Source organism: Luteimonas sp. KH_071 (assembly GCF_057838005.1).
Genome location: NZ_CM174458.1, coordinates 1,870,668 through 1,885,329, shown reverse-complemented (window position 1 = coordinate 1,885,329; position 14,662 = coordinate 1,870,668). Strand labels below are relative to the sequence as shown.

Sequence of the window (14,662 nt, the reverse complement as noted above, 5' to 3'; positions counted from 1 at the left end):
GCCGCATTCAAGTCAACCATCGCGGAGGCGGGCGGATGCCCTGTCGATGAACAGCGCCATCTCTAGCCGGGAAGACATGGCAATGGGTGGAATCTCGGTTTGCAGCTTTCGCGAGAGGACGAGAGCGTAGGCCAACTGCGCTCCTGTCGGTGCCTTGATGTCCCAGTCCATCGCTTCCGATATTGCGCTTGTCAGATGCTTGGCAAATCTCGCGCTGAAGCGCTCACGCGCATCAGGTTCTTTCAGGCGATCCCACTGCATGGCCAGAGCGCGCTCTTGCGAGCCTGGCAGGGGAACTTCGATGGCAATGCCGTGATCGGGGTCCACCAGATACAAGCCCATGGAGTGTCGGATCCTCGGGTTCTTGACCCAATACTAAGAGTATCTTAGTGTGAAAGGGCAGACGCTTACGCCATCCTACGGTGCGAACCCTAGGAGGCCCGGTGTCAGAATCCCCGCATCCAATCTTTGCCCGGAGACTGGCTGAAGCCCGCAAGCGCGCGGGACTGTCGCAGGCTCAGCTTGGAGCTTTGGCCGGTATGGAGCCCGATGTGGCGAGCCCTCGCGTCAACCAGTACGAGCGCGGTGTCCACGAACCACGCGCGGAAACGGTCCGAAAGCTCGCCGGAGCGTTGGGTGTTCATCCTGCCTTTCTGTACACCGAAGACGAAATTCTCGCCAAGCTGCTTCTGCGCTGGAACGGCCTCAGCAAGACCCAAAAGCGGGAGCTGTTGAAGCTGGCTGAGCAGCCGGTCATTGCTGGCAAGTAGTTCGAAGTCCATGGGAGCCCGCAGCGTCTTTTTCGTCCGGCATGGAGAAAGCCAGTCCAATGCCGGCGGGATAACAATGCGGCATGCGGACATCCCACTGACGGACGCAGGACGCCTCCAAGCCATCGAACTGGCCAATCGTCTGCCGGCTCGACCTGCCAGAATTCTGTCGTCTCCGTTCCTGCGGGCGGTTGACACCGCGAAGCCATACGCTGATAGGTCTGCAATTGAAGTTGAGCTTCAACCGCTCCTTCACGAATTCGACATGATCGATCCGACATTGATTTCCGGAATGAATCAGTCGCAACGCAGGCCGATTGCAGACAAATTCTGGCACCAAGCCAATCCGCATATGCAGTTGGGCAAGGACGCGGAGACCTTCGACGCCTTCGCTGACCGCGTGAAAGCGTTCACGACGCACTCGTTGACATCGCTGCCTGACAACAGCGTCTGCTTCGGTCACGGAATCTGGATAGGCATGCTCTCTTGGCAGTTGTTGGGCTTTCCCCTCAACACATCTGACGATATGCGCAGCTTCCGTCGCTTCCAATCCGGGCTTCCCTTGCCCAACGGTGTTGTTTACGTGGTGCGCGAGTTGAGGCCAGGGCAATGGGTGTTTGGGTATGCGGAGCCAGCCGGCCATGCGCCAAGTCGAGCCGCCTAAAATTTAGGTCGTGTGCTCGATGATTGGGGATGTTTGTCGAGGGTAGGGCGGATATCCGCTTTCGGCCAGAAGCAGACCTAAAACCACCTCCTCGCTCGATGTCGCCTAGATAGCGATAATTCTCTGAAGGGCTAGCTAGGCCCGGCCGATGGCAACGCATGAATCTGACATCCATTCGCAGCTCACTTGAAGATCGCCAGTTGGCGATCTACTTCCTTGCGATAGCGATGGCTGGTGCAACCGCGTGGGCGAGAAGCGATACCGATGGACTCTCCACTGCTATCGAGCCTCTTTTGGCTGTAATGCTGTTCGTGACGTTCCTGCAGGTTCCACTGATCGAGCTGGGTCGTGCGCTTTCGAACTTGCGGTTCCTCGCCGCGTTGCTGCTGACCAATTTTCTCGTTGTGCCTGTGTTCGTCGCAGTGCTGCTGCCGTGGCTGCCGAGCGACCCGATGGTACGGATCGGCATCCTTCTGGTGCTGCTGACGCCCTGTATCGACTATGTCGTAACCTTCGCGCATCTGGGCAAGGCGGATGCGAAATCGCTGCTGGCCTCCACACCTCTGTTGCTGGGACTGCAGATGCTGTTGTTGCCATTGTACCTGCGGGTATTCATGGGCGACGCTGCGGAAGGACTGGTTCAGTGGCGCCCTTTCCTGCATGCGTTCATCTGGCTGATTGCAGCACCCTTGGCACTCGCGGCGATCTGCCAGGCATGGGGGACGCGCACGAGGGCCGGTGCGCGTGTCGTCGAGGGACTGGGCATCCTGCCTGTGCCGGCAACCGCTGTCGTCCTGTATGCGGTCATTGCGGCGGTTGCGCCGCAACTCGGATCCGCGCTGAGCGCCGTAAAGCAGGTTGTGCCGATCTATGTGATCTACGCCGTCATAGCTCCGCTGCTCGGCTGGATCGTCGCGCGTGCATCAGACCTCTCTCCAGAACAAGGCCGATCTGTCGCCTTCAGTGCCGGCACACGCAATTCACTCGTGGTCCTCCCCTTAGGACTTGCCATACCTGGTGCACTTCCATTGATCCCGGCCGTAATCGTCACTCAGACAGTGGTCGAGCTGATCAGCGAACTGATTTACATCAGGGTGCTGCCACGTTTTGGCGCGAGTGTGAGTCGGCCGCGCTCACCGTACAGCTGAGGCATTTATACCGCGGAGAGCAGCACACCGCTTTCGACCGAAACCAAACAATGAACAGGCGTGGATAAATGAACAGGTGCGGATAAAAGCCACGTTACGATCAAAATTTACAAATGCTGAATAGAAGTTGACGTGGGTCGGCTGGTTCACCTGCAACTGACGAAATGTAATTGTGTACCTGTTCCCTGATCAGAATACTTGGAGACATGTATAGGGCCTTCCACAAGATGAGTCGCACGATCGCCATGCTGCTCATCGCGGTGATGGTTCTCGTGCCTCTGTCCGAGGCTTTGACCTGTGCATTTGAGACGTCACCGTCACACGCGGCGTTGGAAGACGGTAGCAGCGTGGTCGACGCCGGCGACGCTTCCGATTCCGCTGACGGCAATCATGCTTCGTGCGCCCACAACCACTGCCATCACTCGACTGCGAGTGTCCCGATTGGCGTGGTAGGCATGCCCGTGGTCTTCTCGGGCGGATCGCTGCTGTCCTACGGCGACAGCCGCCGCTTTCTTGACGTGTCCGACGGATTGATTCGCCCTCCCCGGGCGTGACGTGACCGACCGGCTTTTTGCCGGCAATCCCACGTCTCAATCAATTCTGGAGTGACACATGTCCATGCTGCTTGGACGACCGCTTAAAGCGGTCGTACTGGCCGTGGCCGCCGCACTCTGCGCTGTGCCCGTTTGGGCCTCGCAGACCGGAACGGCTGCGCCCTCTTATGAAGTTCTTGCATTACGTCTTAGTGAGATGCCTGCGTCGCTTGAAGCGTCCGCACTCTCTGACGCGGCGGAAGCCCGAGCGCATCAAGCTCGAGCTCTGCCCAATCCCACGATTGGCGCAGAAGTCGAAAACATCTATGGTTCTGGCCCTTATCGCGGGACCGGAAACGGCGATGCCACCTTCTCTGTGTCTCAGCCGCTGGAGCTGTTCGGACAGCGCAGTGCACGGGTGCGTGCTGCGCGATCAGAGGCGGACGCGATTGGGCTGCGAAGTGAGCAGATGCGTTGGAATGCGGCGGGTCGCCTTGCGCTGGTCTACGCCCAGGCAGAAGCTGCTGAGCGCCGATATGAGCTGGCTGTCGAAGCACTCGCTCTGACTGAGCAGGATGCCCGGGCTGTCTCGCTGCTGGTTGAGGCAGGGCGCGAGGCGGCCCTTAGAGGCGTGCAGGCGGCGAGTGAAGCCGAGGCCGCGCGGGCGGCGTTGGATGAAGCCAAGGCGGTCAGGGAGGCAGCGTTCGCCCGACTGTCAACCATTGCCATGATTGAGCCGGTTGATCGCATTGAGGACAGTCTTCTCGATCGCGCACTGGAGCCGCATGGTCGGCACACGGAAACGACGTTGAGCGAGCGAATTGCGCAGGCGGAGCTTGAAACTGCGACCCGCAAAATCACCGTTGAGCAGCGGCGCGCACGGCCCGACATCAACGCGTCGCTCGGTCAGCAACGCATGCGCGAGAGTGGGGAGCGCGCGTTGACGGTTGGGCTCAGCCTGACTGTCCCGCTGTTTGACCGGAATCGCGGTGGAATTCGAGCGGCATTCGCTGACCAGCGCGCTGCAGAAGCGCGCCTGGAGACCCAAAGACAAGAGGTGCAGGCCGATCGCCTGGCTGCTGAAGCAATGCTCTCTGCATCCGCCACCCGCGCGCGCGCGGCCGACGATGGCGTTCGTGCGGCAGAGGAGGCCTACCGTCTCGCCCGCTTGGGATTTGATTCCGGTCGAATCTCTCAGCTGGAACTGCGAAGCACGCGCGCGGCTCTGGTGGGCGCACGTAACTCCGCACTGGATGCGCGCTTTGCGCGCGTCTCCGCCGAAATTGAACTCGCGAGCTTGGAAAGCCGAGCACCGTTTGGAGAACCACAATGAACACGAACACTCGTCGCTTGACTCTGGCTGCTGCTCTCGCCGTTGCGCTTGCCGCAGGTTTCGGTATCGCCAAAGTCACCACTGGTATTCCGACCGAAAGCGGCACGTCTCATTCCGAGGACGATGGCCACTCTGAAGAAAGGGCCGGCGCAGCAGATGACCATGCAGATCATGGCGAAGAGGGGGAGTCCGAAGAAGAAGGTCTCGTCGCGCTGACGGCACAGCAAATCGAAGCGTCTGGAATCACCGTCGCCAGCGTTGGTCGGGGCGGCGGTGCCGAAACCCGATTGAGCGGGCGTGTGGAGTCCAGCATTGGCGCACGCGCCGCGGTCGCTGCGGCAATCGGGGGGCGCGTTGAGCGGGTCATCGTGTCGCCGGGAACCAGCGTGAGTGAAGGGCAGCCGCTGGCTGTTCTGGTCAGTGGCGAGGCAGCGACCATGCGTGCGGCTGCTGATGCGGCAAGAGCAGAAGCTGAAGCTGCGAGGGCCGTCTTCAAGCGCGACGAAGCGCTCGTCACCCAAGGCGTCGTTGCGCGTCAGGAGCTCGAAAGCTCACGCGCACGATCGCTCGCCGCAGACGCCGCCGCTCGCGCAGCCTCGGCGCAGACGCGAGCCGCTGGAACGCCTGATGCGAATGGGCGCATCACGATCACCAGTCCCGTAGCCGGCGTCGTGAGCGCAGTCCAGGTGACGCCTGGCGGGTTTGTGAACGCAGGGGAGATCGTCGCGAATGTCGCCGATCCTTCCCAGACCGAGCTGGTCTTCTCTGCGCCCCCGATGCTGGCCACGCTGGTGACCGCTGGGACGCGCATCGATGTCAGTGGTCCGTCCGGGGCGTTCACCGCGCTCGTTACCGGCGTGGCCGCAGATGTGAACGAGCAGGGCGGTATGGCGGTCATTCGAGCACGACCCGAGACCGGGACGCTGCCACCGGCAGGCTCACCCGTGGCGGGAATCGTGGTCTCGAGCGGCGATGGGCAAGCGTTGACTGTGCCTGCGGACGCCGTGCAAACCGTCGAGGGCAACGCCGTCGTCTTCGTGTCGCAGGACAACGGCTTTCGCATGACCCAAGTGCTGGCGGGTCGCCGCGCCGGTGGACGCATTGAGATTCTCAATGGTCTGACGGGCGATGAGCGTATCGCTGCAACTAATGCCTTCCTGCTCAAAGCGGAACTCGCCAAGGGCGAAGCCGAGCACGGTCACTGAGGACTGCCAATGTTCAAGATCCTGATCGAAACAGCAGTCCGATTTCGATGGGCGGTGGTCTTCACAGCCGCGCTCATTGCGTCATACGGGCTCTATCAACTCAGCCAGCTGCCCATCGATGCTGTGCCGGATATTACGAACCGGCAAGTGCAGATCAATACCATCGCGCCTGCGCTCGCACCGGGCCAGATCGAGCGGCAGGTGACCTACCCACTAGAGACTGCTCTTGCTGGAATTCCAGGGCTAACGAGTACCCGTTCGCTGTCCCGCAACGGATTCTCACAAGTCACGGCGATTTTCACAGACAAGACTGACATCTACTTTGCGAGGCAGCAGGTTGCCGAGCGAATGCGGGAAGTCCAAGAGGAACTTCCCGACGACGTCACGCCGGTCATGTCGCCAGTTACGACGGGCCTAGGCGAGGTTTTGATGTGGACGGTCGACTTTGCTCCTTTCGACCCGAAAGCAGTCGCAGAGCCCGGCGCCGCGGGTTGGCAGGCAGATGAAACCTACTTGACCCCAGAGGGCGATCGTCTAAGCACGCCCGAGGAGCGCGCCACATATCTGCGCACGGTTCAAGACTGGATCGTCGCGCCGCAGATGCGTTCGACGTCGGGACTTGCGGGCGTGGACACCGTCGGTGGATACGTCAAAGAGTATGCGGTTCGACCCGACGCCGAGCGGCTGGCGGCGTATGGGCTGGGCGTCAACGATCTCGTGCTTGCTCTTGAACGATCCAATGTGCAGGCAGGCGCAGGGTTCGTTCAACGCGCAGGGGAGGGACTGATCGTCCGAGCCGATGCGCTGGCCGAAACTGTCGATGACCTTGCGCAAGCCCCCGTGGTGAATCGCAACGGTCTCGTGGTCCGCGTCGGCGACGTAGCGCGCGTGGAGATCGGGCGCGCGCCTCGCCTTGGCGCCGCCACCCGGGACGGCCACGAGGCGGTCCTTGGCACTGCGCTGATGATTGCCAGCGGCAACAGCCGCACAGTCGCGCAGGCTGCGGCTGAGCGGCTGGCAGAGGTCAACAAATCGCTTCCACCCAGCATCGTGGCCGAGCCGGTGCTCGATCGCAGCGTTCTGGTGAACTCGACCATCAAAACGGTGGCGAAGAACCTGACCGAAGGTGCGCTGCTGGTGGTGGTGGTTCTGTTTCTCCTGCTCGGCAACATTCGTGCAGCCGCAATCACAGCGCTCGTCATTCCGCTCTCGTTCCTCTTCGCCGTGATCGGAATGAATCGGTTTGGCATCAGCGGCAACTTGATGAGCTTGGGTGCGCTGGACTTCGGCATTCTTGTTGACGGTGCCGTGATCGTAGTCGAGGCGACGCTGCTGATGCTTGGGCAAAAGCAGGCTGAGCTCGGACGACGACTGTCTGCGGGTGAGCGCCTGGGCGTCGCGATCAAAGCGGCCCGCAAGATGGCTCGGCCTGCCGCGTTCGGTCAGATCATCATCCTTCTGGTGTTCGCGCCGATCCTCACGCTTCAAGGCGTGGAAGGAAAGACCTTCCAGCCGATGGCGGCGACCTTCATGTTGGCGCTCGTGGGTGCCTTCATCTTCTCTTTCACTTTCGTGCCTGCTATGGCCGCGCTGTTCGTGCGCGAGCCGAAGTTCGTCCCGAAATCGGATGGGCATGACGCGCATGACGGGGAGCATGAGACCAAGATCATCCGTTTCGTGCGGACGAGAACTGAGCCCGTTATCCGCAAGGCAGTGGGTCAGCCCATGGCGGTGCTCGTCGGTGCGCTGATGATGCTTGCTGTGGGCGTTGCTTCCTTCATGTCGCTGGGGCGCGAGTTCATGCCTCAGCTGGACGAGGGAAATCTTGCGATGCAGGCGCTGCGTGTTCCGTCCACGTCGATCGAACAATCGGTCGCAATGCAGCTTGCCTTGGAGAAGCGCCTGAGCCAAGAGCCTGAGGTCGAAACAATCTTTTCGAGAACGGGCACAGCGGAGGCCGCAATCGATCCGATGCCGCCGAACATCTCCGATAGCGTGATTATGCTCAAGCCGCGTTCCGAGTGGCCTGACAAGAGCTTGCCAAAAGAGGAGCTGGTGCAGCGATTTGAGGGCATTGCGGGCGAGCAGATTGGCAATGCGTTCGAGTTCAGTCAGCCGATCGAACTGCGATTCAATGAACTGATCTCTGGCGTTCGTACCGACTTGGCAGTCATGGTGTTCGGAGATGATTTCGAAGTGCTCCAAGGCGTAGCCGATCAGGTCGCGCTGAAGTTGCGAAGCGTAGATGGCGCTGCAGACGTGCGTGTCGAACAGGTGTCTGGACTTCCGACATTGACGGTCCGCGTCGATCATGCCGCGGCAGCTCAATACGGCTTGACAGCGGCAGACGTAAGCGAGGCACTTGCAACCGCTGTCGGCGGAACTTCGTCGGGTCGTATCTTCGAAGGCGATCGCCGATTTGACGTTGTGGTTCGGTTCGACGAGGAGAGTCGGAATGACCCAAGCCGCTTGTCTTCGTTGCCCATCATGGCGCCAAACGGCACGGTGGTGCCGCTCGCGTCGGTTGCACAGATCTCGGTGAGCGAAGGACCGAACCAGATCAGCCGTAACAACGGCAGCCGGCGCATTGTGGTGCAGGCCAACGTGCGTGGGCGGGATCTGGGGGGCTTTGTGCAAGAGGCGCAGGCCGCAGTTGGTGATGTATCGCTTCCGCCAGCTGTCTATCTCACTTGGGGCGGACAGTTCGAGAATCTGCAGCGTGCAGAAGCCCGACTGGCGCTGGTGGTGCCTGTGGTCTTCCTGCTGATCGGGGTCTTGCTCTACATGGCCTTGGGCACAGCACGCGAGGCAGCCCTCGTCTTTGCCTGTGTCCCACTCGCCCTGGTCGGCGGTGCCCTTGCTCTCCTCTTGCGCGGGATGCCGTTCTCGGTGTCCGCAGCGGTCGGGTTCATCGCGGTTTCGGGCGTCGCGACCTTGAACGGACTTGTGCTCATGCAGGCAATCCGGGAGCGGCTGACTGCGGGCGAAAATCCGTTCGACGCCGCAATTCTCGGTGCGGGAAGCAGACTGCGCGCCGTGCTGACGACCGCGCTTGTCGCGATTGTGGGCTTCATCCCGATGGCGATTGCGTCCGGCGCCGGCGCTGAGGTGCAAAAGCCGCTTGCCACGGTTGTGATTGGCGGACTGATCACCGCGACGGTGCTGACCCTGCTTGTCTTGCCGACGTTCGCAGCACGCGCTACGGCACATCGGCCAAAGCGCCATGTGACGTGAGCGCTCCCCTGGCGCATCAGAAGCAGGTCCTGAGGAGAGTCCTGCTTCTGAACTTCGCACTGTTCGCCGGGATGGGAGTAGCGGGTTGGGCGTCGGACTCCAGTGCATTGTTTGCCAATGCGCTGGAGTCATTCTCGAACTCAGCGATCTACCTGCTGAGCCTGCTGGCAGTTGATCAGCGCCGGATATGGAAGCGACGCGTCGCAGCGCTCTCAGGTATCGCACTGCTCGGTATGGCAGGCGCGATCATCGCAGACGTGTTGAGGCGAGGGTTTTTTGGAACCGAGCCCATGGGGTCTGTGATGATGCTATTTGCACTGGCCGCGGCACTGATCAACTACTGGTGCATGAAGCAGCTTCAAAGCCTTCGATCGGACGACATCAATGTCCGCGCGGCTATGACGTTCAGCTACTACGACTTTGCATCAACGAGTGGGCTGTTCGTCGCAGGTGCACTTGTGATCCTGCTCGGCTCGCCATGGCCAGATCTTCTCCTGAGCGCATTGGTGGCGGCGGTTGCGATGAATAGCGGGATCGAGATTATCGCCAGCGTTCGAGGCGGGGCTGCGTCGCGTGCTGCTCCGCCCAAGCAACCTGGTTTCAACGAGCGAAACAAGTAATTCATCCGGCCCCATCCAGTGGATGGAAATCTAGCTCCGAGGAGTCTGTGTCATGACCGTCAAGCTAAGAATTCAACTTCAAGTATTGCTGCCATCAATCGCTGACGAAGATGATGGGTGCGTGCGGCGACTTTTGTCCGAGATCGGCCGAATCCGAGGTGTCAAGGAGGTCCATCTTCAAAGCGGCGCGGTCGCGCGCGAGGTCTGCGTCCATTTCGATCCCGAAAGTATCAGCCTTGAAGAGCTTCAGAAAGGGGTTGCCTCCTTGGGCGCGGCCATCAGTGCGCGCTACGGACATGTGCTGTGGACGGTCGATGGCATTACCCATCAGCGCAAAGCGATAACGGTATCGGAGGCCCTCTCAAAGCTTGAGGGGGTCGTCGAAGCTGAAGCGAGTGCGGCCGGCTATGTTCGTATCGAGTTCGACCGTGAGCTCGTCAGTGAGCATCAGCTTCTAGAAGCACTTTCCAAGATGCAGGTGCTCACAATGAATGATGAACTCGGGAAGAGTCAGCAGCCGAAAGCTGCGCGGACTTCTGTTCAGCGCGCCGAAGATCACGACCACAAGCATCCATCTGGCGAGGCTGAGCGCTCACACAAGCACGGTGGCCTGTTGGGCGCGAACACCGAGCTCATCTTCGCGCTTAGCTGCGGCGCCGCACTGCTCGCCGGGTTCTTGATCGAGAAGTTCTCCACAGCGCCGGGGTGGGTCCCAACTGCGCTTTTCATCGTCGCCTACTTCTTCGGTGGCAGCTACACCCTGAGAGAGGCTATCGAGAACCTCAGGTTGAAGCGCTTTGAGATCGACACCCTGATGCTTGTAGCCGCGGCAGGTGCGGCTGCGCTCGGCTCATGGGCTGAGGGCGCTCTTTTGTTGTTCCTCTTTAGCTTGGGTCATGCACTCGAGCACTATGCGATGGGGCGCGCCAAGCGTGCGATCGAGGCGCTCGCTGATTTGGCGCCCGATGTCGCGACTGTGCGACGCAACGGCCAAGCGATGGAGATCGATGTAGATGCGCTCGAAGTAGGCGACATCGTGCTGGTGAAGCCAAACGAGCGACTCGCAGCCGATGGCTTTGTTGTTTTGGGCTCGTCCAGCGTGAACCAGGCGCCGGTCACGGGTGAGAGCATCCCCGTCGACAAAGTGCCCGTCGCCAGTGCCGAAACCGCCCGTGCCAGGCCTGATTCGATTGACGCAAGCGCTCGCGTGTTCGCTGGCACGATCAACGGTAGCGGTGCGATGGAGGTCGAGGTCACGCGGCGGTCCAGCGACTCGGCGCTGGCACGCGTGGTCAAAATGGTGAGCGAGGCCGAGACGAGGAAGTCCCCGACCCAGCGCTTGACCGACAAGTTCGAAAGAATCTTCGTCCCCGCCGTTCTCGCTCTGGCGGGACTACTTCTCTTCGCATGGGTCGTTGTTGACGAGCCCTTCCGAGACAGCTTTTACAGAGCGATGGCAGTGCTGGTGGCCGCGAGCCCCTGCGCTTTGGCAATCGCGACCCCAAGCGCAGTTCTGTCGGGCATCGCCAGAGCAGCCCGTGGCGGCGTGCTCATCAAGGGCGGCGCTCCCCTTGAAGAACTTGGCTCACTGACGTCCATTGCTTTCGATAAAACAGGCACCTTGACCGAAGGACGGCCTCGGATCACTGACGTGCTTGCGGCGGAAGGCGTTGCGGAAGACGAGCTTCTTGCAATTGCGGTCGCCGTCGAATCATTGAGCGACCACCCATTGGCAGCAGCGATCGCGAAAGACGGGCGCGACCGGATAGGCGAGAAGGTGTTGCCGATTGCCACGGACCTCAGGAGCCTGATTGGACAGGGCGTCACGGCGACGATTGAAGACCAGACCGTCTGGATCGGCAAGGCGGAGATGTTTGGCTCGGGCGGCGTCCCTGCGCTGTCCGAAAGCACAGCGGCGTCGCTGGAAGGTCTGCGCCAAAATGGACGCACCACGATGGCAGTTCGAATCGGCGACCGGGATCTTGGCGTCATCGGGCTGCTGGACACCGCTCGGGCAGGGGCCGCGGAGACGCTGGATCGTCTTCGCGACATGGGCCTAAAGCGAATGATCATGATCTCAGGCGACCATCAGAAGGTGGCTGATGCGATCGCAAGCGACGTCGGTTTGGATGAAGCCATCGGTGGTCTCATGCCCGACGACAAGGTGGAGGCCGTCAAGAAGCTCAGAGCACAGGGGCCTATCGCGATGGTCGGCGACGGTGTCAACGATGCTCCAGCAATGGCGAACGCCACCGTGGGGGTGGCGATGGGAGCGGCGGGATCGGACGTCGCTCTCGAGACGGCGGATGTCGCGCTGATGGCAGACGATCTGCGGCATCTTCCCTTCGCAGTCGGTTTGAGCCGCACGACGCGCAGAGTGATACGTCAAAATGTGTACGTCAGCTTGGGGATCGTGGCGTTCCTGGTGCCCGCAACGATCTTTGGACTTGGGATCGGTCCAGCAGTCGCGATACACGAGGGATCGACGCTGCTGGTTGTGTTCAACGCATTGCGCCTACTTGCCTACAAGGATCGAGATTGGGCAAGTTAGATCTAGGATTTGCGTGCGCCCGGTCGACTACTTCTGCATCAAACCCAGGTCGAGGACGGCAACCGTTCCCCGGCCTTGGAGGCGGTGGAATGTGAGTGTCCAACCCAAGTGCTTGCAGAGTCGCGCGATGAGCGCCAGGCCGATGCCCCCGCCTCTCGATACAAGCCCTCGTGCAACCCGCGCATAGATGGCGCTGATTTCCTCAGGGGTCATGCCGTGGCCAGGATCTTCGATCCGAACTTCGGCAGACTCACTGAGTGAGATACGAATGACGCCCCGATTACTGTTTTCGATTGCATTGCGAATCAGATTTCCAATCGACGCACGGACGACCATCTCGGGACCAACGATCGAGCAGTTGGGAAGTTGTGCCAGGGACAGCTCCAAGTCCTTCTCCTCGCACAGATAACGGTGATCGTTGACGATCACAGGGAGCAACTCATCCAACCTGAAGCGTTCGCTGGCTTTTTGAACGCGGTCTGGATCCTTCGCCAGAACGAGTAGCAAGGACACAAGCTGCTCGACATCGCGCGTCGTGGATTCGATCCGCAGCAGCTGCAGCTTGGACGTTGGGGACAGTTCGCCATCCGCGAGTGCAATCTCCGCAGCTCCCTTGATGACAGCGATCGGGGTCCTGAGCTCATGGCTGGTGGTGTTGATGAAGATCTGCTCGCGCTCTACGAACTGATCGTTGCGAGACAAATAGTCATTGAGAGACTCCGCGATCACCTGCAGCTCTGCGCTTGATCGGCGATCTACCACGAGCTGTTGTCCTCGCTGTTCGGGCTCGAGCTCAGAGATGCTCTGCGCAACTCGGCGCAAGGGGCCAGAGAGGAACCTCGCGCCTATGAATGTCAGCACTGCCAAGATCAAGACCATCATGACGGACGAAGCGATCACGGGCTTTACAAGCTGCCACTCAAGGTGTTCAAAGCCGTCAATGTCCAGCGCGAGAACATACTTGACGCCTGCGCGCTCCTTGACTTGTACGACCCATTCGTTTTCGTTGAAGAAGACGTTGTCGTGAAGACCGACGTCTAGGCCAGCAACAGATGGCGGCACTGAGTTGCCGGTGCTGTTGTCGGCGTAGAAATTGAGTTTCCCGTTGTTTCGCCAGCGATGCCCGGGATCTTCGACCTGGCGCGCTACGAAATTGTCCATCTCTACATCCAGCATCGCCTCCCATACCAACCGCTCGGCGCGTTCGTTCACAAGCAATCCGTGCGCGAAAACGGCAACGGAGAGTAGAACGCTATAGATGATCAAGCCGAGCGTGATCTGTCTTTCCAAGCTCATGCGCTTACGGATCATTGGACACCGCGATTCGATAACCAACACGTGGGATGGTGTGGATCAGCTTCTTGGGATTGTCTCCATCAACGCTGCGGCGAAGCTCGTAGATATGTGATCGGAGCATGTCGCGATCTGGTGGGCTGTCGCCCCACAGCGCGTGTTCAAGCTGCTGCCGACTGACCGCAGCAGGACTCGCCAAGAGCATCACCTCAAGCAGCTTGCGTGACGCCGGAAAAAGGTGGAGCAATCTTCCGCCTCGCCTGACTTCGAGAGTCTGAAGATCGAACTGCAGGTCGCCCACCACGAGCTCACGCGGCTTGCTTCGACCGCGCACGCGCGCGACCAGGGCTTCGAGACGCACCTCAAGCTCCCTGAGGTCGCAAGGCTTGGTCAGATAGTCATCCGCGCCTGCTCGGAACCCTACGATCTTGTCGGGTATCTGATCTCGCGCCGTGAGCATCAGAACGGGCGTTTCAATATTTCTGTCCCGAATGGACCTCAGGACAGTCGGACCATCGAGCCGAGGCAGCATCCAATCCAAGACGATGACGTCATAGACCTGACTCACCGCCAGATGAAGACCTACAAGGCCGTCAGGTGCCGCATCGAGATGGAAGCCGCGTGGCTCGAAGTAGTTGAAGAGGTTCGCCACCAGCGGCTGATGGTCCTCGACGACAAGTAGCTTCATCCACAACCTCCAAGCGGGAAATCCGCCACAGGATGCCTCTCCAGAACGGCATCCGCCAGCTAAGAATGACTGATTTTTAGGCTTCTTTCTGAGCTTGCTCGGCCTTTAATCATCTTCAAACCTGTTTCTGACTTCTCTCCGACGCTGAGCGCCGGATCCTGCGCCCGCCCAAGGAAAGCACAGGTGAGAGAACAGCGATGCACGTGATGAAGCCGACAGGCGCGAGGCGCCTCATTCTGGCCAGCCGTAACTCCTGGCATGGTTTGGTAGATACCTTTCGCAGCGAGGCTGCGTTCCGCCAGGAGATCGTTCTGGCGATTGTCGCCATTGCCTTGATCTTCGCTTTGGATCTCACGGCTTTCGCGCGCGCAGTGCTGGTCGCGACACTCGGGTTGATCCTGATCACCGAGCTGCTGAACACAGGCATCGAGGCAGTCGTGGATCGCGTCGGCCCCGAGTGGCACGCGCTCAGCAAAAAGGCGAAGGATGCCGGGTCCGCCGCGGTCACTGTGAGCCTCGTGGTCCACGGGGCCACTTGGGCCATCGTGTTGTGAGACTGGAATCCACCTCGCCCCAGGCTATCGCCTTGGTGCTAGGCGCGGCAGCGCTCGCCACGGTCCCGC

The 14,662-nt window shown here is 60.4% G+C and carries 13 protein-coding genes; 10 read left to right on the top strand and 3 right to left on the bottom strand.

What is annotated here, in order from left to right; all coding sequences use genetic code 11:
- Positions 1 to 12: 12 nt before the first annotated feature.
- Entirely contained in the window at positions 13 to 342 is a 330-nt protein-coding gene (locus tag AC3IRM_RS08840; protein WP_489202820.1) for a hypothetical protein, read from the bottom strand.
- Positions 343 to 422: 80 nt separating this feature from the next.
- Here AC3IRM_RS08840 and AC3IRM_RS08835 point away from each other — a divergent pair, with 80 nt between their 5' ends.
- The 9 genes from AC3IRM_RS08835 (at position 423) to AC3IRM_RS08795 (ending at position 12,058) form a co-directional block, all read left to right on the top strand.
- Positions 423 to 770, top strand: coding sequence for a helix-turn-helix domain-containing protein (locus tag AC3IRM_RS08835; protein WP_489202819.1), 348 nt, complete (start codon positions 423 to 425; stop codon positions 768 to 770).
- 10 nt (positions 771 to 780) lie between these two features.
- Positions 781 to 1,434: a histidine phosphatase family protein gene (locus tag AC3IRM_RS08830; protein ID WP_489202818.1), complete on the top strand. Its 654-nt coding sequence runs from the start codon at positions 781 to 783 to the stop codon at positions 1,432 to 1,434.
- A 158-nt stretch (positions 1,435 to 1,592) separates the two neighbouring features.
- Positions 1,593 to 2,582: an arsenic resistance protein gene (locus AC3IRM_RS08825; protein ID WP_489202817.1), complete on the top strand. Its 990-nt coding sequence runs from the start codon at positions 1,593 to 1,595 to the stop codon at positions 2,580 to 2,582.
- A 245-nt stretch (positions 2,583 to 2,827) separates the two neighbouring features.
- Positions 2,828 to 3,136 (top strand): hypothetical protein, encoded by a 309-nt coding sequence (locus AC3IRM_RS08820; protein ID WP_489202816.1) that lies wholly within the window; start codon positions 2,828 to 2,830, stop codon positions 3,134 to 3,136.
- A 58-nt stretch (positions 3,137 to 3,194) separates the two neighbouring features.
- Complete coding sequence (locus AC3IRM_RS08815; RefSeq protein ID WP_489202815.1) at positions 3,195 to 4,448, top strand: TolC family protein; 1,254 nt, start codon at positions 3,195 to 3,197, stop codon at positions 4,446 to 4,448.
- On the top strand, positions 4,445 to 5,653 hold the full coding sequence (locus AC3IRM_RS08810; RefSeq protein ID WP_489202814.1) for an efflux RND transporter periplasmic adaptor subunit: 1,209 nt from the start codon (positions 4,445 to 4,447) through the stop codon (positions 5,651 to 5,653). The genes AC3IRM_RS08815 and AC3IRM_RS08810 overlap by 4 nt, the downstream gene beginning before the upstream one ends.
- A 9-nt stretch (positions 5,654 to 5,662) precedes the next feature.
- Positions 5,663 to 8,887 carry an efflux RND transporter permease subunit gene (locus tag AC3IRM_RS08805; RefSeq protein ID WP_489202813.1) on the top strand — a complete coding sequence of 1,075 codons (3,225 nt, stop codon included), beginning with the start codon at positions 5,663 to 5,665 and terminating at the stop codon, positions 8,885 to 8,887.
- On the top strand, positions 8,884 to 9,507 hold the full coding sequence (locus AC3IRM_RS08800; protein WP_489202812.1) for a cation efflux transmembrane domain-containing protein: 624 nt from the start codon (positions 8,884 to 8,886) through the stop codon (positions 9,505 to 9,507). Before AC3IRM_RS08805 ends, AC3IRM_RS08800 begins: the two co-directional genes overlap by 4 nt.
- Positions 9,508 to 9,559: 52 nt before the next feature.
- The gene (locus AC3IRM_RS08795) at positions 9,560 to 12,058 is read left to right on the top strand and encodes a heavy metal translocating P-type ATPase (RefSeq protein ID WP_489202811.1); all 2,499 of its coding nucleotides are present in this window, start codon (positions 9,560 to 9,562) and stop codon (positions 12,056 to 12,058) included.
- Between the two features lie 27 nt (positions 12,059 to 12,085).
- Here AC3IRM_RS08795 and AC3IRM_RS08790 read toward each other — a convergent pair whose 3' ends face one another.
- Both AC3IRM_RS08790 and AC3IRM_RS08785 read right to left on the bottom strand, forming a co-directional pair.
- Entirely contained in the window at positions 12,086 to 13,366 is a 1,281-nt protein-coding gene (locus AC3IRM_RS08790) for a sensor histidine kinase (RefSeq protein ID WP_489205886.1), read from the bottom strand.
- Positions 13,359 to 14,039, bottom strand: a complete 681-nt coding sequence (locus AC3IRM_RS08785; protein WP_489202810.1) for a response regulator transcription factor — start codon at positions 14,037 to 14,039, stop codon at positions 13,359 to 13,361. The genes AC3IRM_RS08790 and AC3IRM_RS08785 overlap by 8 nt, the downstream gene beginning before the upstream one ends.
- A 206-nt stretch (positions 14,040 to 14,245) precedes the next feature.
- Between AC3IRM_RS08785 and AC3IRM_RS08780 the strand changes: the two genes are divergently transcribed.
- Positions 14,246 to 14,593 carry a diacylglycerol kinase gene (locus AC3IRM_RS08780; RefSeq protein ID WP_489202809.1) on the top strand — a complete coding sequence of 116 codons (348 nt, stop codon included), beginning with the start codon at positions 14,246 to 14,248 and terminating at the stop codon, positions 14,591 to 14,593.
- Positions 14,594 to 14,662: the final 69 nt, after the last annotated feature.

Bases quoted from the DNA above. Each gene is read 5' to 3' on its own strand.
- AC3IRM_RS08840 (WP_489202820.1), bottom strand. From the start codon at position 342: ATGGGCTTGTATCTGGTGGACCCCGATCACGGCATTGCCATCGAAGTT.
- AC3IRM_RS08830 (WP_489202818.1), top strand. From the start codon at position 781: ATGGGAGCCCGCAGCGTCTTTTTCGTCCGGCATGGAGAAAGCCAGTCC.
- AC3IRM_RS08825 (WP_489202817.1), top strand. From the start codon at position 1,593: ATGAATCTGACATCCATTCGCAGCTCACTTGAAGATCGCCAGTTGGCG.
- AC3IRM_RS08820 (WP_489202816.1), top strand. From the start codon at position 2,828: ATGCTGCTCATCGCGGTGATGGTTCTCGTGCCTCTGTCCGAGGCTTTG.
- AC3IRM_RS08815 (WP_489202815.1), top strand. From the start codon at position 3,195: ATGTCCATGCTGCTTGGACGACCGCTTAAAGCGGTCGTACTGGCCGTG.
- AC3IRM_RS08810 (WP_489202814.1), top strand. From the start codon at position 4,445: ATGAACACGAACACTCGTCGCTTGACTCTGGCTGCTGCTCTCGCCGTT.
- AC3IRM_RS08805 (WP_489202813.1), top strand. From the start codon at position 5,663: ATGTTCAAGATCCTGATCGAAACAGCAGTCCGATTTCGATGGGCGGTG.
- AC3IRM_RS08795 (WP_489202811.1), top strand. From the start codon at position 9,560: ATGACCGTCAAGCTAAGAATTCAACTTCAAGTATTGCTGCCATCAATC.
- AC3IRM_RS08785 (WP_489202810.1), bottom strand. From the start codon at position 14,039: ATGAAGCTACTTGTCGTCGAGGACCATCAGCCGCTGGTGGCGAACCTC.
- AC3IRM_RS08780 (WP_489202809.1), top strand. From the start codon at position 14,246: ATGAAGCCGACAGGCGCGAGGCGCCTCATTCTGGCCAGCCGTAACTCC.